Here is a 19,352-nt window from a genome sequence, read left to right as displayed (position 1 = left end):
CCGTGGCCGGCGACCGTTTCGCCAGTGTCAACCCGGCGCGCCCCGCCGAGGTGATCGCCGAGCTCCCCGTTTCGAGCCGCGCCGAAGTCGACGCCGCGGTCGCGCGCGCGGCCGACGCGCAGCGCGCGTGGGCGGCGGTGCCGGTGCCCCGGCGCGCGGAGACGATCACCGCGATCGGCGACGTGCTCGCGGCGCGCAAGGCGCAGCTCGCGACGCTCGTCAGCCGCGAGGCGGGCAAGATCCTCGTCGAGGCCGGCGGCGACGTGCAGGAGGCCATCGACATGGCCGGCTACATCGCCGGTCAGGGCCGTAACGCGTGGGGCGAGACCGTTCCGTGCGAGATGCCGAACAAGATGGGCTTCACGACGCGCCATCCGGTCGGCGTCGTCGGCATGATCACGCCCTGGAACTTCCCGGTCGCGATCCCTTCGTGGAAGATCTTCCCCGCGTTGCTCGCGGGCAACGGTGTCGTCATCAAGCCGTCAGAGCACGCGCCGCAATGCTGCGTCGAATTCGTGCGCGCGTGCACCGACGCGGGCGTGCCCGAGGAGCTCGTTCAGGTCGTGCACGGCTTCGGCGAGGTCGGCGCCGCGATCGCATCGCATCCCGGCATCCGCGCCGTGAGCTTCACCGGCTCGGTGCCGACCGGCCGCAAGGTCGCGGCGGCGGCGATGGAGACCGGGCCTCGCCTCGTGTCGCTCGAGCTCGGCGGCAAGAACGCCATGGTCGTGCTGCCGGACGCCGACCTGGAGCTCGTGGTCGAAGGCGCGCTGTTCGGTGCGTTCGGGACGGCGGGCCAGCGCTGCACGTCGACGTCGAGGCTCGTGGTGCACCGCGACGTCGCCGACGAGCTCGTGGATGCGATCGCGGCGCGCGCCGCGAAGCTCGTCATCGGCGACCCGGTCGCCTCGGGAACCGACGTCGGTCCGGTCATCGACCACCGGTCCGCGGAGCGCATCGCAGGCATGGTCGAGACCGGGCTCGGCGAGGGCAACACGCTCGTGGCCGGCGGCAACATCGTGTCGGTCGAAGGCTGCGACGGCGGGTCGTTCTTCGAGCCGACGATCGTGCGCGGTGCGACGCGCGACTCGTACCTCACGCGCAACGAGGTGTTCGGTCCCGTGCTCACCGTCGTCGAGATCGACTCGTTCGAGGACGCGATCGCGACCGTGAACGACTGCGAGTACGGCTTGTCGGCCGCGGTCTACACGCGCGACGTGAACCTCGCGATGACCGCGGTGCACGCGATCGACACCGGCATCGTGTACGTGAACGCGCCGACGATCGGCGCCGAGATCCACCTTCCGTTCGGCGGCACGAAGCACACGGGCAACGGCTATCGCGAGGCGGGCCGGCGCGGGCTCGAGCAGTTCAGCGAGACGAAGTCGGTGTACATCGACTTCTCCGGTCGCCTGCAGAAGGCCCAGATCGACAACCGCGACTCGATCGAGGCGACCGACGTATGAGGCCGTTGCACCGGGCCGGTCATGCGGCCGAAGGCGCCGAGTGGAGCGAGCGTCGATGCTCGCCGCGAGCGGGCGAGTCCGCGACCCGAAGTGGAGCGGGCGAATGAGCGAGCGAATGAGCACCGTATGACGACGGGAGCGGGCGCGATCGCGGACGCGCTGCGCGACGCGGGGGTCGACGCGGTCTTCGGTCTCCCCGGTGTGCACAACCTCGCGCTCTGGCCCGCGTGTGCGCAGGCCGGCATCCACGTCGTGGGTTCGCGTCACGAGCAAGGATGCGCGTACGCGGCCGACGGCTACTCGCGCGCGACCGGACGGCCGGGTGTCGCGCTCACGACCACCGGTCCCGGCGCGGCCAACACGCTCGGCGCCGTCGGTGAGGCGTGGGCGTCGCACTCGTCCGTCGTGGTGATCGCGTCCGACATCGCCACGACGCTGCGGCGCCCCGGCGCCTACCGCGGCGTACTGCACGAGTGCACCGACCAGGCCGGGTTGTTCGCGCCCGTCACCAAGGCGCGGGTCGAGGTCGGGCGGGCCGACGAGCTCGGTCCTGCAGTCCGCGACGCACTCGCACGTGCGCTGCGGGCGCCGCGCGGTCCCGTGTATCTGGGCGTGCCGACCGACTTGCTGAGCGCACCGGTCGCCGACGCGTCGTTCGGTGAGCTCGCGCCGCACGCGGCGGTGCCCGAGCGCGCGGTCGCCGCCGACGCGGTCGAGACGGTGCGGCAGCTCATCGAGCGGTCGCAGCGACCGCTGATCTGGATCGGCGGCGGGACGCGCGAAGCGGGCTCCGAGATCGACGCGCTCGCGCGCACGCTCGGCGCGCCCGTGATCGCGTCGTTCCAGGCGCGGGGCGTGCTTCCGGCGACCCATCCGCGGCTCGTCGGCGCGCCGCCGCACGAGCCCGCGGTCACCGAGCTCATCGAAGCGGCCGACTTCGTGCTCGTCGTCGGCAGCGACCTCGACCACATGAACACGATGGGTTGGAAGCTGCCGCTCCCCCGCGCGCGTGCCGCGATCAATGTCGACGAGATCGACGCAACGAAGAACTACGACATGGACGTCGTGATCGAAGCCGACGCGGCCGCCGCGCTGCGCGTGCTCGCGCACGGAGTCACGGCACGCGAGCCGTGGATCGACGTTGCCACGGTCACCCGCGCCGCGCGCGACGCGTTGCGCGCCGACACGGAGATGGCGCCCGCGCTCGAGTTCGTCGACCACACGCGCGCCGCGCTCGCCGACGACTCCGTCGTGTTCGCCGACATGTGCATCCCCGGCTACTGGCTCTCGGGGCAGTACCCGGTCGAGCAGGCGCGCGGCCTCCACTATCCGATGGGGTGGGGAACGCTCGGTTTCGCCTTTCCTGCCGCGATCGGCGCCGCGGTCGCGGTCGGCCGGGAACGTTCGGTCGTCGCAGTCGTCGGTGACGGCGGCGTGCTCTTCGCGCTGGGCGAGCTCGCGACCGTCGCGCAGGAGCGGCTGCCGCTCACAACCGTGATCGTCGACGACGGTGGCTACGGCATGCTGCGTTGGGGTCACGAGGACGACCCGCACAACGGCTGCGACCTCACCGCGGTCGACTTCGTCGACGTCGCGCGCGGCTTCGGCATCGCGGCCGAGCGCGTCGACGGGCTCGGCGACGACTACGAGCGCGCGCTCGAGAAGGCCGCGGCGAGCGGCGAGCCGCGCGTCATCCACGTGTCCGCCCGCCTGGTTCCCCCGCACACCACCTCCCCGCGCTGGCCGCTCAACGCGCCGCGCCCGACGGCCTGAGGGAGCCACGATGGCATTCCGCGTGACCTACGCGACCCTGAGCGCCGACGACGACGCGCTCCACCGCGCGTACGACGACGGCATCGCGACCGCGCGCACGTGGCTCGGCGAGAGCCACGACTCGCTCGTGAACGGCGAGCACCGCGAGGGCCGCCCGGGTGAGGCGTACGAAGAGCGCTCGCCGATCGACGACGAGCTCGTGATCGGAACGTTCGCGCACGCCTCCGACGACGACGTGCGCGACGCGGTCACCGCCGCTCGCGAGGCGTTCCCGGCGTGGGCCGCGCGACCGTGGCAGGAGCGCGTCGCAATCCTCGAGCGCGCGGCCGACCAGATCTCGGAACACCGCAACGCGCTCGCCGCGCTGATGGCGATGGAGGTCGGCAAGAACCGCCTCGAGGCGCTCGGCGACGTCGAGGAGTCGGCCGACCTCATCCGCTACTACTGCCATCAGATGCAGGAGCACGACGGCTTCGCGATGCCGATGGGCCGGCTCTCCGAGCAGGAGGTGACGAGCGATGTGATGCGCCCGTACGGCGTGTGGGCCGTCATCTCGCCGTTCAACTTCCCGATGGCGCTCGCGGCCGGACCGCTCGGCGCCGCGCTCGTCGCCGGCAACACGGCGGTGTTGAAGCCGTCGGAACAGGGTGTGTTCACGGGGTTGATGACGGTCGCCGCGATGCACGAAGCGGGTGTGCCGACCGACGCGCTGCACGCGGTGAGCGGACCCGGCGAGACCGTCGGGGCCGCGCTCGTGAACGACCCCCGGGTCGCGGGCCTCACGTTCACCGGTTCGTACGAGACCGGCATGGGCGTCTACAAGTCGTTCGCGACGGCGTATCCGAAGCCGGTCATCTGCGAGATGGGCGGCAAGAACCCGGTGATCGTCGCCGCGCAGGCCGACATCGCGACGGCTGCCGAGGGAACGATGCGTTCCGCGTTCGGGCTCTCCGGGCAGAAGTGTTCGGCGGCGTCGCGCGCGTACGTCGACCGCAGCGTCTTCTCCGAGTTCGTCCAAGCGCTCGTCGAGCGCACGCGCGCGATCGCGGTCGGCAATCCGCTCGACCGCGGCGTGTACCTCGGTCCCGTGATCGACGACGACGCCGTCGCGCGCTTCGAACGCGCGGTCGACGAAGCGCGAAGTACCGGCCAGGTCTTCGTCGGCGGCCACCGACTCGTCGACGGCGACTTCGCGCGCGGCAAGTACGTCGAGCCCACCGTCGTCGAGGTGCCGCGCGACAGCGACCTGTGGCGCACCGAGCTCTTCGTGCCGCTGATCGCGGTCGCGCCCGTCGATTCGCTCGACGAGGCGTTCGCGCTCGCGAACGACACTTCGTTCGCCTTGACCGCGGGTTTCTTCAGCGAAGATCGGACCGATGTCGACCGTTTCCTGAACGAGGTCGACGCGGGTGTCGTCTACGTCAACCGCCGCGCCGGTGCGACCACCGGCGCGTGGCCCGGCGTCCAGCCGTTCGGCGGCTGGAAGGGGTCGGGCACCAACGGCAAGGCCGGCGGAGGGCCGTACTACCTGCAGCAATACCTCCGCGAGCAGTCCCGTACCGTCGTCGCAGAAACGAGCACGCCATGAGCGCGATCCAATTGAGCGAGGTGCCGTTCGACCTCGCGACCGCGAGCGTCCCGCACCTCGTCACCGATCTGCCGGGCCCGGAAGCGCGGCGCGTCATCGAGCGCGACCGCCAGATCGTCAGCCCGTCGATGGGGCGCGTCTACGCGCTCGTGCCGCGGCGGGCCGGAGGCATGGTCGTCGAGGACGTCGACAGCAACCGCTTCCTCGACTTCAACGCGGGCATCGCGGTCACCTCGACCGGACACTGCCATCCGCAGGTCGTCGACGCGATCGAACGGCAGTCACGCACGCTGCTGCACTACTGCTCGAGCGACTGGTACCACCCGGTCTACGTCGAGCTGTGCGAGCGGCTCGGCGCGAGCGCGCCGGTGCACGACCCGCGCGTGTTCCTCGCGAACTCGGGCACCGAGGCCGTCGAAGCCGCGATCAAGCTGTCGCGCTACGCGACCGGACGGCCGAACGTGATCGCGTTCCTCGGATCGTTCCACGGCCGGTCGCTCGGCAGCCTCTCGCTCACCGCGAGCAAGGCGAAGTACCGCTCAGGATTCGGTGCGGCGATGCCGGGCGTGTACCACGCGCCGTACGGCGAAGCCGGCTACATCGAGCGTGTGATCTTCTCGCACCTGAGCGAGCCGAGCGACGTCGCCGCGATCGTCGTCGAGCCGATCCAGGGTGAGGGCGGGTACATCGTGCCGCCCGCGGGCTGGCTCGCGGAGCTGCGCGCGATCTGCAGCGAGCACGGCATCGTGCTCGTCGCCGACGAAGTGCAGAGCGGCATCGGTCGCACCGGTCGCACGTGGGCGGTCGAGCACGAGGACATCGAGCCCGACGTCATCCTCGCGGGGAAGGGTCTCGCGAGCGGGCTCCCGCTCGCGGCCGTCATCGCGCGCGGCGAGCTCATGCGCACATGGAGCGCGGGCAAGCACGGCTCGACGTTCGGCGGCAACCCGGTTGCGTGCGCGGCCGCGCTCGCGACGCTCGACCTCGTCGAGGGATCGCTCGCCGAGAACGCGGCGCGCGTCGGTGAGCATCTACTCGGCGCGCTGACGCAGATGCAGGCGCGGTGCCCGCAGATTCGCGCCGTGCGCGGTCGCGGCTTGATGATCGGCATCGACTTCGAGTCGCACGATGTCGCCGAGGCCGTCGAGCAGGCCGCGTTCCGCAAGGGACTGCTCGTGCTGACGGCGGGCGAGGCCGCGCTGCGACTCGCGCCGCCGCTCGTCGTGAGCGAACCCCAGGCCGACCTCGCGCTCGAGCTCCTCGAGGCCGCGATCACGGAGGCGACACCCGCGCGCGCATGACGGATTCCCTCCCACGCGGCCAAGGGCGCGCGCGGAGCGAGCGAGACAGCGCGGTCTTCGTGCGCGGCGACGACCTGCCGGTCGCGGTCGACGCCGCGGGTTGCGAGATCGTCGACTCCAACGGCCGGCGTTATCTCGACGCGTGCGGCGGCGCGATCGTGGTCAACGTCGGACATCGCGACCCTGCGGTCCTCGACGCGCTGCGGACCGCGGCGACCGACGACGTCGCGCTCGACTACGTGCACGCGACGCAGTTCACGAGTGCGGCGCTCGAGGAGTACGCGCGCGAGCTCGCACCGCTCGTTCCCGTCGACGACGCGCGCGTCTATCCGGTCAGCGGCGGCAGCGAGGCGATCGAGAGCGCGCTGAAGCTCGCGCGCGCGTATCACCTCGCCAACGGGCGACCGGGCCGACACATCGTCATCGGGCGTCGGCGCTCGTACCACGGCAACAGCCGCGGCGCGCTCGACGTGTCGGGACGCGACCCGGCGCGCGCGCCGTACCTCCCGTGGCTCGGCAAGACCACGCACGTCGCGCCCGCCTATCCGTACCGCGACACCGCGACGGGCGCGCAGCTCGCCGAGCAGCTCGACGCGACCATCGACTCGATCGGCGCCGGGCACGTCGCCGCGTTCGTCGCCGAGCCGATCGCGGGCGCCGCACTCGGCGCGTGCGTCCCGCCCGCCGACTACTGGCCCGCGATCGTCGAGGTCTGCCGGTCGCACGGCGTGCTGCTGATCGCCGACGAGGTGATGACCGGATTCGGGCGGACCGGGCGCTGGTTCGCGTGCGACCACTGGGGCGTACGGCCCGACATCCTCGTCGCAGGCAAGGGCGCGTCGAGCGGCGCGTGGCCGCTCGGGCTCACGATCGCCAGCGGCGAGGTGCACGACGCGGTGCAATCGGGTGGCGGGTTCGTCCACGGCTTCACGTGGTCGCACCACCCGATCGGCGCGCGGGTCGCGCACGCGGTTCTGCGTCGCCTGCGCGACGGCGATCTGATCGAGCAGGGAGACGCGGCCGGGCGACGGCTGCACGAGATGCTCGCGTCGAAGATCGCGTCCCTCGACATCGTCGGCGACGTGCGTGGTCTCGGCCCGTTCGCGGGCATCGAGCTCGTCGCCGACCGCGACACGAAGACACCGTTCCGGCGCTCGGCACGCGTCGCCGAGCGCGTCGCGCGTGCCGCGAAGGATCGCGGGCTGCTCGTCTATCCGAGCACCGGCTGCGCCGACGGCACGGTGGGCGACGTCGTGCTCCTCGGGCCACCGTTCGTCGTCACAACCGATCAGATCGACCGGATCGTCACGACCCTCGCCGACGCGATCACCGAGGTCTCCCCCGCGTAGTGGTACTGCGCAATCGGGCGATGAGGCGGCAGCGCAGTACCACCGGACGCGCTCGCCGTCAGTGCGTCTGGCGGCGGAGGCTCGGCGTCGCCGACGCCGCGATGCGGCGGGCGATGTACGACGAGAAGTACCCGCCGTAGCGCTCCTGGATCTCCGGGCGCGTCCAGTCGGCGCCGGTGATCACGCCGCGGCAGCTCGCGGTGCCGCACGCGCACACGAACTCGTCGTAGTCGTCGGCGTCGCACATCGCGTAGTCGAAGCAGATCTCCTCGTCCGGCGCGATGTCGCGCATCGCCACCACCAGCACGTTGCCGACGATGCCGGCGTTGGGCTCGCACGAGTGGTTGGCGTAGTCCGCGGGCTCCAACTCTCCGGCGGTGACGAGGAACAGGTCATCGTCGATCTGGATCGAGTGGGTGCGCTCGTGCTCGTCGAGCAGCTCGAAGTCACGGCGATACGCGATGCGGCCGCCGAAGCCGGCGACGGTCGTGCCCGCCTCGATCGGCGCCGTCGCGAAGACGCCCTTGCCCTTGTGGCCCGCGTCGCGAAGCTCCGCACGGGATGTCAGGTAGGACGTGGAGACCATCGTCACCTCCTCGGAACGGACCGGGGAGGTTATCGGCCGCCGCGCGACGCCCGTGGTACTGCGTTATCGCGTCATGGCCCGCGAACGCAGTACCACTAACGACGGTCGAGGTCGGCGAGCACGGCCATCGCGGCGTTGCGGCCGTTGAGCGCGATGACGCTGCCGGCCGGGTGCGTCGCCGCGCCGCAGAGGTACACGCCGTCGGCGCCGGTACGCGGCGCGAAGCGCGCGGTCCACATCTGGTCGGGCGTGCACTCGCCCTGGAAGATGTGACCGCCGGTGAGGCCGACGCGCCGCTCGATGTCGGGCGGGCCGAGCACGTCGATCTCCTCGACGCAGTCGCCGATGTCGGGCGAGAAGCGACCGATGAGGTCGACGACCCGTTGGCCGATCTCGTCGCGACGCGAGTCCCAGTCGCCGGCGTCGAGCGTGTACGGCGCGTACTGCACGAACGCGCTCATCGTGTGCTTGCCGGTCGGCGCGACCGTCGGGTCGTACGCGCTCTGGAAGTACAGCTCCGCGAAGCCCGGGCTCGGCACGCCGCGCGTGCACGCCTCGAACGCGGCCTGGGCCTCGTCGAGCGGCAGCGCGATCGACACCGGCGCGCGGCACGGATAGTCCTCGCCCGGCGCCGCGGTCCAGGTCGGCAGACGCGACAGCCCGCAGTTCAGCTTGAGCACCGGGCTCTGCACGCGCCACGTGTCGACCTTCGCGCGCAGGTCCGCCGGCGTGGCCGAGCCGAGCAGCATCGTCGTGACCTTCGGATCCGCGTTCGACACGACGACGCGGGAGCGCACGAGCTCACCACCTGCGAGCCGCACGCCTTCGCCCGGCAGGATCTCGCCGACGGGCACGCCCGCGACGAGCACCGCGCCCGCCGCGCGCGCGGACTCCGCGATCGCGAACGAGATGCGACCCATCCCGCCCTCGACGTAGCCCCACGCCATCGGCACACCCTCGAGCACGCCCGAGAAGTGCATGAGCTTGATCGACGCGGTGCCGGGATCGCGCGGCCCCGCCCACGCACCGATCACGCCCTGGCCGTAGAGCGCGGTGCGCATGCGCTCGTCGTGACAGAAGCGATCGATCACGTCGGCGATCGACGCGTCGAACAGCGCGTCGACCATGTCGGCATCGTGACCGAGCAGCTCCTCGAGCTCGGCGCGCGTCGGCGCGTCGCCCTCCCACGCGTCGCGCCGGCCTTCGCGCAGCGCGCGCCGCATCGAGTCGAAGAACGCCTCGTACTCGAACTGACCTTTGATCTCTGCGTCGCTGAACCCGTTGTCGCGCAGGTTGGCGACCGTGCGTTCGTGGTCGAGGAACTGCACGTACGAGGTGCCGTCGTCGAACGGGCACCAGATGCCGGGGTCGGCGACGAACACGTTGTAGCCGTACTTGCGCAGGCTCAGCTCGTCGACGACGCGCTGGTCGAGCAGGCCCACGACGTACGCGCAGGGGCTCACGACGTAGCCGCGGTCGTCGAACGGGCGCTCGAGCGTGCACGCGCCGCCGAGACGCGACCGCGCCTCGAGCACGAGCACCGACTTCCCCGCGCGCGCGAGATACGCGGCCGCGGTGAGCCCGTTGTGCCCGCCGCCGACGACGATCGCATCCCACTCGCGCGCCGCGAGCTCCGAGATGGGTGCTGGCAGGCCGACCTCGCCGAACACGTCGGCGACGGTATTCACGGTCGTGTCCGCATGCGCTTCACGGCTTTGCCGCGCGCCGCACGGTCGCTGCGCCCGCTGCATGGCGACGCCATCGGATGGCCTCTCAGAGTCTCTCGCCGGCGCCGCGCACCGACGTCGCGAACGTCTCGAGGTTCGCGACGAACCGCTCGACGTCGTCGAGGGTGTGCTGCACCGACAGCGTCCACTGCTCGCCCTTGCCCCACGGCGGCAGGAACACACCGCCGTTGTGCTGCACGAGCCAGTGAGCATGACCCCACCGGTCGTCGTACGCGGCGAAGTCGCGGTAGTTCCGCAACGGCGTGGCCGAGAAGATGATGCAGCCCTTCGCGCCGAGCGCCTTCACGTAACCGGGGATCCGGTAGCGGTCGAAGACGTCGTTGACGCCGCGCACCATCGCGGCACGCAACGTGTCGAGCCACGCGTAGTTGTCGGGCGTGAGCACCTCGAGCAACGTGGCGCGCGCCGCGGCCATCGTGAGCGGATTGCCGTTGAACGTGCCGACCTGTTCGTAGCGGCCGTCCTCGATCAGGCGCATGATCTCGTGCGAACCACCGATCGCGCCGCACGGCAGACCGCCACCGAGCACCTTGGCGAGGCACACGATGTCGGGGACGACGCCGGAGCGCTCGACCATCCCGCCGGGCGCGACCGCGAGGCCGGTCTTCACCTCGTCGAACGCGAGGTACGCACCGTGGCGGTGCAACAGCGCGCGCAGCTCCGCGAGGTAGCCGTCGGGCGGCTCGATGATGCCGATGTTCATCATCGTCGGCTCGATGATCATGCCGGCGATCTCGTCGGGATACTCGAGCAGCGCGCGCTCGACGGCTTCGAGATCGCCGAACGGCACGACGACCGTGAGCCGCGCGACCTCCGCGGGGACACCGTCGTGCTCGCGCACCGACGCGGGATGACCGGGAGGACCCGCATCCTCGAGGTCCGGGTACACCGACACCTGCACCGCGTCGTGGTGACCGTGGTACGTGCCCTCGACCTTCAGGATGCGATCCCGACCGGTCGCGGTCCGCATGAGGTGGATCGCGCTCATCGTCGCTTCGGTGCCGGAGTTGCAGAAGCGCCACAGCGGCAGGAGGAAGCGACGGGCCAGCTCGCGAGCGACGACGATCGCGTCGCCGGTCGGCTGCGCGAAGTGCGTGCCGAGCGTCACGCGGTCCTGCACCGCGTGCACGACCGCGGGATGCGCGTGACCGACGAGCATCACGCCGAAGCCGTTGTGCAGGTCGACGTACTCGTGACCGTCGACGTCGTACACCTTCGAGCCCCGGCCGTGGGTCAGCCACACCGCCCGGGGTGGGGCCGCCTGCCAGCTCGATGCCACTCCGCCGGCGAGCGCTCCCCTCGCCTCTCGGAGCATCCACTCCGACCGGGGCATCCGGTCGCAGAAGCGGCGTTCCTGTTCCTCGATCAGCCCGCTCAGCACCGCCTCGTCCGTGACGGGCAGTGCATTCATGAGGGCCATCAGTCCACCTTCTTCCGGAAACCCGGGGGCCCCTACTGACTGATGGGTCAGACGGTTCCTACTGACTCATCAGTCAGTAACGTAGTCGAGATCGGGCCTCGGAGGCAAGGACCCCGGCCGGCCGCGGCCGGGGTCGCTCGGGCTCGAGGAGCCGTTCGACCTGCGGTGGGCGGTGCCGCACCTGATCGAGGAGACTGCGCACCACGCCGCACACGCGGACGCCACCCGCGAGCTCCTCGACGGAAAGATCATGCGACCGTGAGCAGAAGAGGATGACCGTGCCCTCCGATTCGCCGTATCCCGCATCGCACCGTGACCTGCTCGAAGCGGCACACGTCGCGGTCCTGAGCGCGGTCACGCCGAAGGGGCAGCTCCAGTCGACCGCGATCTGGTACCTCCTCGACGACGACGGCAAGGTGAAGATGACGTCGACGGGTGATCGGCGCAAGGTCCGGAACTTGCAGGCCGATCCGCGGCTCACGCTGCTCGTGATGGATCCCGAGAACCCGTATCGCACGATCGAGATCCGCGGCACCGCGACGATCGCGCTCGACAAGGATCTGGTCCTGCAGAAGAAGGTCGGCGCGAAGTACGACGACGACGTCACGAGCCACGACCCGCCGGGCACCGTGCGTTACGTCATCACCATCGAACCGGAGACGGTCAACACCTTCGGCTAGATGGGCTGCAATGCGCCGGCGACGTAGGAGCGGGCGACCAGCGTGACCCACTGCTGCACGGCGTCCTCCTGGGCCGCGAACGGGCCGGGGCGGTAGCCGCGCGACGTGAGGCCGCGCTGCACGCCTTCGCACGCCGACCAGTCCTGCCGGTTCGTGACGTCCCAGAAGTCGACCGCGTACGCGGGGTCGAACGCGTCGTCCTGCACCGACTCGGCCGCGAACAGCCATTCGCACTCGACGAACGACGTCGACGGGCTGATCGGGTCGATGCGATGCGTCATCACGTAGTCAGGGTGCGCACTGATCAACAGGTTCGGGAACAGGCCGATGTACACGATCTCACGGCGCTGCCGCGCGTCGAGACCGGGCAGGATCGCCGCCGCGCTGTGACCGTCCATCGACATCGTGGTCGCGAACGGCTCGAGATCCATCGTGCCGCCGACGAACATTCCCGGCAGGGTGTAGTTGTCGCCACTCGTCGGCGGGCTCACGACGCATAGCTCGGGATGGATCGCCGGGCAGTGGTAGCACTCGTGGTAGTTCTCGATCGGCAGCTTCCAGTTCGCGGCCATCTCGTACTCGTGCATCGCACCCGATACGAGATCCGCACACTGATAGTTCGCGAGGAGATCGTCGAGCGCGCCGACGTGCTCCGACAGCGGCGGCGCGTCGCCCGACAGGTTCACCATCGCCCAGCCGTTCCACTCCTCGACGCGCAGCGGCACGAGCCCGTTCTCCGACGGGTCGAAGCCCGGCGGCGGGTCGAAACGCGGCGTCGCTTGAAGCGTGCCCTCGAGGGAGTACGTCCACGCGTGGTACGGGCAGTGGATCGCGTTGCGCTTCGCGGTCGCGCCGCACGGGAGCAACTCGTGGCCGCGATGACGGCACGTGTTCGCGAACGCGCGCAGCTGACGGCGGGCATCGCGTACGAGCAGCACGCCCTCGCCCGCCACCCGCGCGCCGCGACGCTCACCGGGCTCGCGCAGGTCGCTCACGCGTCCCGCGCAGAGCCACGTGCGCGCGAAGAACTGCTCGCGCTCCCACGCGAGCACCGCGTCGTCGGTGTACGCCTCGCGCGGCAGCATGCGGCCGCTGCCCGTCGGGTCGAGGACCCGCCGCAGCAACTCCGGATCGACCGGCGCGGGTGCGACCGCACCGTTGCTGCTCATCCCGCCATGCTCCCACGGAGGCGCAGCCGGTTCTTCCACTGCGCGCGCTTCATGTCGCCGAGGATCCGGCGCGTGCAGAGCAGCGCGGGAATGCCGGTCACACCGCCGCCGCCGTGGGTCGCCGACGAGCACTGGTACAGCCCGTCGACCGGGGTCGTGAAGTCGGCGTACCCCGGCGCCGGCCGCAGATGGAACAGCTGGTCGGCCGACAGCTCGCCGTGGAAGATGTTCCCGCCGATGAGCCCGTACTCGTGCTCCATCTCGTACGGTCCGATCACCTGGCGGTGCACGATCGACTGCTTGAAGTTCGGCGCGAGCTCCGTGTAGCCGTCGACGACGCGGTCGGCGTACGACTCGAGCTCCGCGGCGTGCGACTCGCCGGCCCACTCGTGCGGCACCCACTGCGTGAACAACGACATCACGTGCATGCCGTCGGGCGCGATCGACGGGTCGAGCGTCGACGGGATCACGCCGTCGGAGAACGGGCGCGTCGCCGCGCGCCCTTCGCGCGCGTCCTGGAACGCGCGCTCGAGGTACTCGAGCGAGTGACACAGCTCGACGGCGCCGGTGTAGCGCTCGTGCATCTGGGTGCCGGGATCGGCGATGAAGTCGGGCAGCTCCGAGAGCGCGACGTTCACCTTCACGACGCCGCTGCGGCTGCGCCACGCCTCGAGGTCGCGCACGAAGTCGGCCGGCAGCTCCGACCGCGCGATCTGCCGCAGGAACGTGATCTGCGGATGTGTCGCGGCGACGACGGTGTCGGCCGTGAGCACCTCGCCGTTCTTCAGCACGACGCCGCGCGTCTTGCCGTTCGCGACCGTGATCTCCTCGACCGGCGCGCCGGTGCGGACCTCACAGCCGAGCTCGACCGCGGCGCGCCGGATGGCCTCGGACACCGCGCCCATCCCGCCGATCGGGTAGCCCCAGGAACCGAGGTGGCCGTCGCCGACGTCACCGATCGAGTGGTGCGCCATCACGTAGGCGGTGCCGGGCTCGTCGGGTCCGGCCCAGGTGCCGATGATGCCGTTCACGGCGAGCACGCCCTTGAGCTCGGGCGACTCGAACCAGCGCGCGAGCAGATCGCTGATACTCGTCGTCATGAGGCGCGTCGCTTCCGCGGTCGTGCGGACGTCGAGCCCGCGCACTCCCCACGCGAGGCGCAACAGGTCGACGAGATCGCGCGGGTGGCGCGAGCCGAGCTTCGGCGGTGTCGTGAGCAGCAACGGCCCGAGCACGTCGGCGAGGCCGGCCAGCCACGCCTCGTAGTCGGCGAGGTTCGCGGCGTCGTGCCGTGAGAACTTCGACACCTCGTCGATGTTGCGGCTCGGCTCGTCGTGCAGGAGCATCGAACGGCCGTCGGGGAACGCGATGTACGACGGACCCATCGGCAGCACGTGGTAGCCGTGGCGCTCGAGCGACAGATCCTTGATGATCGTCGGCGGCATGAGGCTCATCACGTACGAGAGCGCCGTCACTTTGAACTCAGGTCCCCACGGTTGCTCCGTGCGCGCCGCGCCACCGATGTCGTCGCGCGCCTCGAGCACGACGGTGCGCAGGCCTGCACGCGCGAGGTACGCGCCCGCAACGAGACCGTTGTGCCCCCCACCGACCACGATCGCGTCGTAACGGCTGTTCGTCATGCGGCTGCGACCTCCGGCGCTCGAAGCGCACGATGACCATTGCGTCGCGACGCCGACCGCGCCTGCGGTCTCCGCCTGTCTCTCTGACTGCTCATGGGCGTACCCCTTGCATAAGATCGCCCGATTGCGACAGGCTGTCGCTTACTGACTCGTCAGTCAGTATAGCTGGGGGGAGGGTGTCATGGCGTCTCACCCACGCGAACGCAGGCAAAGTTCGCTCAGTCGTCGTGAGTTCCTACGCAACTCGGCCTTCGCGGGCGCAGCACTGTCTGTCGGCGGCAGCGCGTTCCTCGCCGCGTGCGGGAGCAGTGGCTCGAAGTCGGGCGCGTCGGGCGGCACCGGCAAGGTCGGCGGCTGCGGCCAACCGCCGAAGTTGAGTCGTCAGAACGATCCCGCGACGTTGCCGTTGTGCAGCACCGCGATCAAGGACGGACTCGACCCGGAGACCGGCGCGACGCTGAAGATCTTCAACTACGCCGACTATGTCGGACCCGACATGGTCAAGGCGTTCGAGGACAAGTACCACTGCAAGGTCTCGATCACGACGTTCGACTCGATGGACGACGCGGTCAGCAAGATCCAGGCGAACACCGCGAGCTTCGACATCACGAACATCTCGCCCGACCGCATCGGTTCGCTCGTCGCGACCGAGAACCTCCAGCCGATCAACCACAGCTACATCCCGAACCTGACGAACGTGTGGCCGTCGCTGCAGAGCCCGTTCTACGACACGGGCGCGCGCTACTCCGTGCCGTACACGCTCTACACGACCGGCATCGGGTACCGCGTCGACAAGATCGACGCGGCCGACGACCCGTTCAAGCTGAAGGACGGCACCGACCTCCTCTACAACCCGAAGTACAAGGGCAAGGTCTCCGTGCTCGACGACGACCGCGAGGCGTTGTCGATGGCGTTGCTGCGGCTCGGCAACACCAACGTGAACACCGAGGACGCGAAGGAGATCAAGGCCGCCGGCGCCGAGCTGAACAAGCTCATCGACCTCGTGAACGTGAAGGTCGACATCCAGGACTACACGATGCTGCCCGAGGGATCGTCGTGGGTGCACCAGGCGTGGGGCGGCGACATGATCAACGCGGTTGCCGACCTTCCGAAGGGCGTGCCCGCGTCGGTGCTCGGCTACTGGTTCCAGCCCGACGGCAAGGGCCTCATCCAGAACGACATGATGGCGATCCCGAAGAACTCGAAGAACCCGGTGCTCGCGCACCTGTTCCTGAACTTCTTCCTCGATTCCACGAACGCGCTGCTGAACTTCAACGGCATCGGTTACCAGCAACCGCTCAACGATCTGCCGCCGGAGTCGTTCATCAGCAAGGGTCTCGTGCCCGAGAACCTGAAGACCGCGCTCGTGAAACCGTCCGACTTCGACCACGCCTTCGAGGAGCTGCAGCTGTCGCCCGCGGGCGACCGCCTCTGGCAGGCCCAGTGGCGGCAGTTCACGAGCGGTGGCTAGAGGAGTCGTCGTCGCCGCCGACCGGGCCCCGCGCGGGTCCGGAGGCGAGGTCATGCCGGAGGCCGTAGCCGCATGAACAACGAATCCCGGCGGCCGCGGTGGCTGTGGCCGGTGCTCGCGCTGCCGGGCACGGCCTGGATGGTCTTCTTCTTCGCGGTGCCGTTCTACGGCGTCATGGCGATCGCCGGCGGCCGCGACAACATCCTCTTCAACACGCGCGATCCGCAGTGGAACCCGCTCCGGTGGAACTGGGACGCGTATCACACGGTCTGGCAGGGACTCGGCAACGGCGACTTCGGCCGGCCGTTCCTCAACACGTTCGAGTACGTCATCGCCGCGATCGTGCTCTGCTTCATCGTCGGCTATCCGGTCGCCTACTACGTCGCGCGCTATGGCGGGAAGCGGCGCGGTCTCCTGCTCGGTCTGCTGCTCGCGCCGTTCTGGATCTCGTACCTCATGCGCATGCTCGCGTGGGTGAACCTGCTGCAGGACGACGGGTACGTGAACGATTTGCTGCGACACCTACACCTGATCTCGCACCCCGTCGGCTGGCTCGACGGTCGGCCGTACACGGTCATCCTCGGACTCGTGTACGGCTACGTGCCGTTCCTGATCCTGCCGTTGTACGCGGCACTCGACCGGATCGACATCCGGTTGCTCGAGGCGTCGCGCGACCTCGGTGTCAGTCCGCTGCGCACGTTCACGAAGGTGACGCTGCCGCTCTCGCGCCAAGGCATGCTCGCGGGCGCCGCGATCACCGCGCTGCCGATGTTCGGTGACTACTACACGAACACACTGCTCTCCGGTTCGCCGAAGACGAACATGATCGGCAACCAGATCCAGAACGCGGTGCAGACGAACTCGACGCGCGGCATCGGTTCCGCGCTCGTGATCGTGCTGACCGTTCTGCTGACCGTGCTGATGTTCTATTACCTCTATTCGAGCAACCAGGCCGCGAAGGAGCTCCGATGACGGCGACGGAGCGCGCGACGGTCGAGGTGGAAGCACTGCTCGGGCCGACGCCGCCCGCGCAACGCCGATTGCGGTCGCCGATGGCGTGGTGGCGCGATCCGTGGCGCAAGCCGCGCATCCTCGCGACGGTCACGTGGGCGTACCTGCTCTGGGCGCTGCTGCCCGTCGTCATCGCGATCCAGTTCTCGTTCAACAAGGGCCGGTCGCGCAGCGCGTGGCAAGGCTTCTCGTGGCGTTGGTACTGGGGCGACCCGAACCTGTCGGTCGTGCACGACCCGACGCTGCACCGCGCGGTCTACAACAGCCTGTGGCTCGCGGGCATGACGATGCTCATCTGCGCGCCGCTCGGCGTCGCGCTCGCGGTCGGTCTCACCCGCTGGCGCGGCTACGGCCAGCGGCCCGCGAACTTCTTGCAGCTGATCCCACTCGTCACGCCCGAGATCGTGATCGGCAGCTCGCTCTTCCTGTTCTTCACGACGCTCGTGCACGTCGTGCACCTCGGCCGCGGCGCGCAGCTCATCGGCCAGATCACGTACAACCTGTCGACGGTGATCGTGATCGTCCGCGGGCGATTACTCACGATCGGGAGCGACTACGAGGACGCGGCGCAAGATCTGGGCGCGTCGCCGATGCAATCGCTGCGGACGGTGATCCTGCCGCTGCTGAGTCCCGCGATCTTCGCGAGCCTCATGATCGTGTTCGCGACCGTCATCGACGACTTCGTGATCTCGCAGTTCCTGTCGGCCGACGCGTCGAGCGAGACGGTGCCGATGAAGATCTACTCGTCGCTGCGCGCGACGGCGACGCCCGCGGTCAACGCGCTCGCGACCGTGATGCTGGTCTTCACGGTCACCGCGATCCTGCTCGCGGTGTTCGTGCCGCGGCTGCTGCGGCGGGGCGAGCGGGGATCGGCCGTCGAGGACTTCGCGCTCGAGATGTAGCCGAAACGTCGGCTCCGCTCCGGTCCGTGGTACTGCGCAATCGGGCCATGCCCCGCCAACGCAGTACCACGGGCTCGGTCAGGCGAGCAGGGGAGCCACGGGTTCGGGGAGGCCGCTCGCGCAGGAGCGGTAGCCGGCCTCGACGAGCGCGTGTGCACGCAACGCATCGTCGAAGCCCGGCGCCGGCGCGCGTCCCTCTCGCAGCGCGGCGGCGAAGGCGCGGTGCGCGAAGTACTGGTACACCCACACGACGCGATCGGGATCGACGCCCTGCGCGCTGAACCACTCGCGCCGCAGCGCGGTGAGGTCGAAGCGCTCGGCCGCTTGGTTGGGTCGCTGCACCATCAGCGAGTCCTCGGGCGCACCGACGATGAAGTCGGTCGTCAGCTCGAGCGCGCCGCGCTCGAAGAACACCTCGAGCCGGCGTTCCTCGCGACCCTGCACGCCGTTGAAGACGGTGACGAGGTTCCCGATCACACCGTTCTCGTGCTCGATCGTGAGCGCGGCGGTGTCCTCCACCGTGTAGCCGAACACGTGCCGCTTGGTCGCGAACACCCGCGCCGCCGGACCGAACAGCCACGACAGCACGTCGCAGCTGTGGATCGAATGCTCGAGCAGCGCGCCGCCGCCCGCTTCCGCGACGTCGGACCGCCAGCTCGAATGGCCGGGCACGACGTCGCCCGTCGGCCAGTACTGGTCGTCGCGCAACGTGTAGGCCATCGGCGCGCCGAGCTCGCCGCTCTCGACATAGCCGCGCAGCTTGTTGATGATCGGGTGAAAGCGCGACTGGAAGCCGACCTGCGCGGAGATACCCGAGCCCGTCACCGCCTGGTGCAGCTCGCGCACGATGTCGAACGTCGGCGCGAGCGGCTTCTCGGAGAACAGCGGCTTGCCCGCGGCCGCGGTCGCGAGCACGTACTCGCGATGGAACCGCGTCGGCGTGATGAGGACGATCGCGTCGATGTCGGGATCGGCGATCAGCTCGTGGCCGTCGGCGGTCGTGCGCTCGACGTCGCCCGCGATGCTCGTGACGCGCGCGATGCCCTCGGGATCGGGGTCGGCCGCGGCGACGAGCTGCACGATGCCGTCCTCCGCGAGCATCCGCACCGCGGCCGCATGCGCCTGGCTGATCGACCCGCAGCCGATGAAGCCCAATCTGAGCGGTTCGTTCATCGCTCCCCCGTCCTCTCCCGACGCGCGGCCGCAACCTACAAGCACACACGGCGCAGCCGGTGAGCGCATGCGACC

The 19,352-nt window shown here is 69.9% G+C and carries 15 protein-coding genes and 1 pseudogene; 10 read left to right on the top strand and 6 right to left on the bottom strand.

Translation table 11 applies throughout. The features are described 5' to 3' along the window. Window positions 1-2 precede the first annotated feature (2 nt). The 5 genes from VH914_07275 to VH914_07255 all read left to right on the top strand — a co-directional run bounded on the left by VH914_07275 (window position 3) and on the right by VH914_07255 (window position 7,477). Entirely contained in the window at window positions 3-1,466 is a 1,464-nt protein-coding gene (locus VH914_07275; GenBank protein HEX4490990.1) for an aldehyde dehydrogenase family protein, read from the top strand. A 126-nt stretch (window positions 1,467-1,592) separates the two neighbouring features. After that, window positions 1,593-3,239 carry a thiamine pyrophosphate-binding protein gene (locus VH914_07270; protein HEX4490989.1) on the top strand — a complete coding sequence of 549 codons (1,647 nt, stop codon included), beginning with the start codon at window positions 1,593-1,595 and terminating at the stop codon, window positions 3,237-3,239. Window positions 3,240-3,249: 10 nt separating this feature from the next. Further along, complete coding sequence (locus VH914_07265) at window positions 3,250-4,827, top strand: aldehyde dehydrogenase family protein (GenBank protein HEX4490988.1); 1,578 nt, start codon at window positions 3,250-3,252, stop codon at window positions 4,825-4,827. Then, window positions 4,824-6,128: an aminotransferase class III-fold pyridoxal phosphate-dependent enzyme gene (locus VH914_07260; GenBank protein ID HEX4490987.1), complete on the top strand. Its 1,305-nt coding sequence runs from the start codon at window positions 4,824-4,826 to the stop codon at window positions 6,126-6,128. Before VH914_07265 ends, VH914_07260 begins: the two co-directional genes overlap by 4 nt. Beyond that, window positions 6,125-7,477 (top strand): aspartate aminotransferase family protein, encoded by a 1,353-nt coding sequence (locus tag VH914_07255; protein ID HEX4490986.1) that lies wholly within the window; start codon window positions 6,125-6,127, stop codon window positions 7,475-7,477. Before VH914_07260 ends, VH914_07255 begins: the two co-directional genes overlap by 4 nt. 58 nt (window positions 7,478-7,535) lie before the next feature. Here the strand turns inward: VH914_07255 and VH914_07250 are convergent, their stop codons facing one another. The 3 genes from VH914_07250 to VH914_07240 form a co-directional block, all read right to left on the bottom strand. Continuing rightward, the gene (locus VH914_07250) at window positions 7,536-8,063 is read right to left on the bottom strand and encodes an SET domain-containing protein (GenBank protein HEX4490985.1); all 528 of its coding nucleotides are present in this window, start codon (window positions 8,061-8,063) and stop codon (window positions 7,536-7,538) included. A 95-nt stretch (window positions 8,064-8,158) separates the two neighbouring features. After that, window positions 8,159-9,751: an NAD(P)/FAD-dependent oxidoreductase gene (locus VH914_07245; GenBank protein ID HEX4490984.1), complete on the bottom strand. Its 1,593-nt coding sequence runs from the start codon at window positions 9,749-9,751 to the stop codon at window positions 8,159-8,161. A gap of 85 nt (window positions 9,752-9,836) precedes the next feature. Beyond that, complete coding sequence (locus tag VH914_07240; GenBank protein ID HEX4490983.1) at window positions 9,837-11,231, bottom strand: aspartate aminotransferase family protein; 1,395 nt, start codon at window positions 11,229-11,231, stop codon at window positions 9,837-9,839. 157 nt (window positions 11,232-11,388) lie between these two features. On the opposite strand from VH914_07240, the pseudogene VH914_07235 reads away from it, so the two are divergent. After that, window positions 11,389-11,493, top strand: a pseudogene (locus VH914_07235) (DUF664 domain-containing protein). Window positions 11,494-11,503: 10 nt separating this feature from the next. Further along, window positions 11,504-11,911, top strand: a complete 408-nt coding sequence (locus VH914_07230) for a PPOX class F420-dependent oxidoreductase (protein HEX4490982.1) — start codon at window positions 11,504-11,506, stop codon at window positions 11,909-11,911. On the opposite strand, the gene VH914_07225 is transcribed toward VH914_07230, so the two are convergent. Both VH914_07225 and VH914_07220 read right to left on the bottom strand, forming a co-directional pair. Beyond that, a complete protein-coding gene (locus VH914_07225) occupies window positions 11,908-13,080 on the bottom strand; it encodes an aromatic ring-hydroxylating dioxygenase subunit alpha (GenBank protein ID HEX4490981.1) in 1,173 nt (390 codons plus the stop codon). The two genes, VH914_07230 and VH914_07225, sit on opposite strands and share 4 nt — an antisense overlap. Then, window positions 13,077-14,720 carry an NAD(P)/FAD-dependent oxidoreductase gene (locus tag VH914_07220; protein HEX4490980.1) on the bottom strand — a complete coding sequence of 548 codons (1,644 nt, stop codon included), beginning with the start codon at window positions 14,718-14,720 and terminating at the stop codon, window positions 13,077-13,079. Before VH914_07220 ends, VH914_07225 begins: the two co-directional genes overlap by 4 nt. Window positions 14,721-14,901: 181 nt before the next feature. Here VH914_07220 and VH914_07215 point away from each other — a divergent pair, with 181 nt between their 5' ends. From VH914_07215 to VH914_07205, 3 genes are all read left to right on the top strand, one after another. Continuing rightward, window positions 14,902-16,191, top strand: a complete 1,290-nt coding sequence (locus tag VH914_07215) for a spermidine/putrescine ABC transporter substrate-binding protein (GenBank protein HEX4490979.1) — start codon at window positions 14,902-14,904, stop codon at window positions 16,189-16,191. Window positions 16,192-16,263: 72 nt separating this feature from the next. Continuing rightward, entirely contained in the window at window positions 16,264-17,163 is a 900-nt protein-coding gene (locus VH914_07210; protein HEX4490978.1) for an ABC transporter permease, read from the top strand. Further along, complete coding sequence (locus tag VH914_07205; GenBank protein HEX4490977.1) at window positions 17,160-18,104, top strand: ABC transporter permease; 945 nt, start codon at window positions 17,160-17,162, stop codon at window positions 18,102-18,104. Before VH914_07210 ends, VH914_07205 begins: the two co-directional genes overlap by 4 nt. Window positions 18,105-18,182: 78 nt before the next feature. Here VH914_07205 and VH914_07200 read toward each other — a convergent pair whose 3' ends face one another. Continuing rightward, window positions 18,183-19,277: a Gfo/Idh/MocA family oxidoreductase gene (locus VH914_07200; GenBank protein HEX4490976.1), complete on the bottom strand. Its 1,095-nt coding sequence runs from the start codon at window positions 19,275-19,277 to the stop codon at window positions 18,183-18,185. Between the last annotated feature and the right edge of the window lie 75 nt (window positions 19,278-19,352).

Source organism: Acidimicrobiia bacterium (assembly GCA_036271555.1).
Taxonomy (GTDB): domain Bacteria; phylum Actinomycetota; class Acidimicrobiia; order IMCC26256; family PALSA-610; genus DATBAK01.
This window is presented reverse-complemented; position numbering and strand designations above follow the sequence as displayed.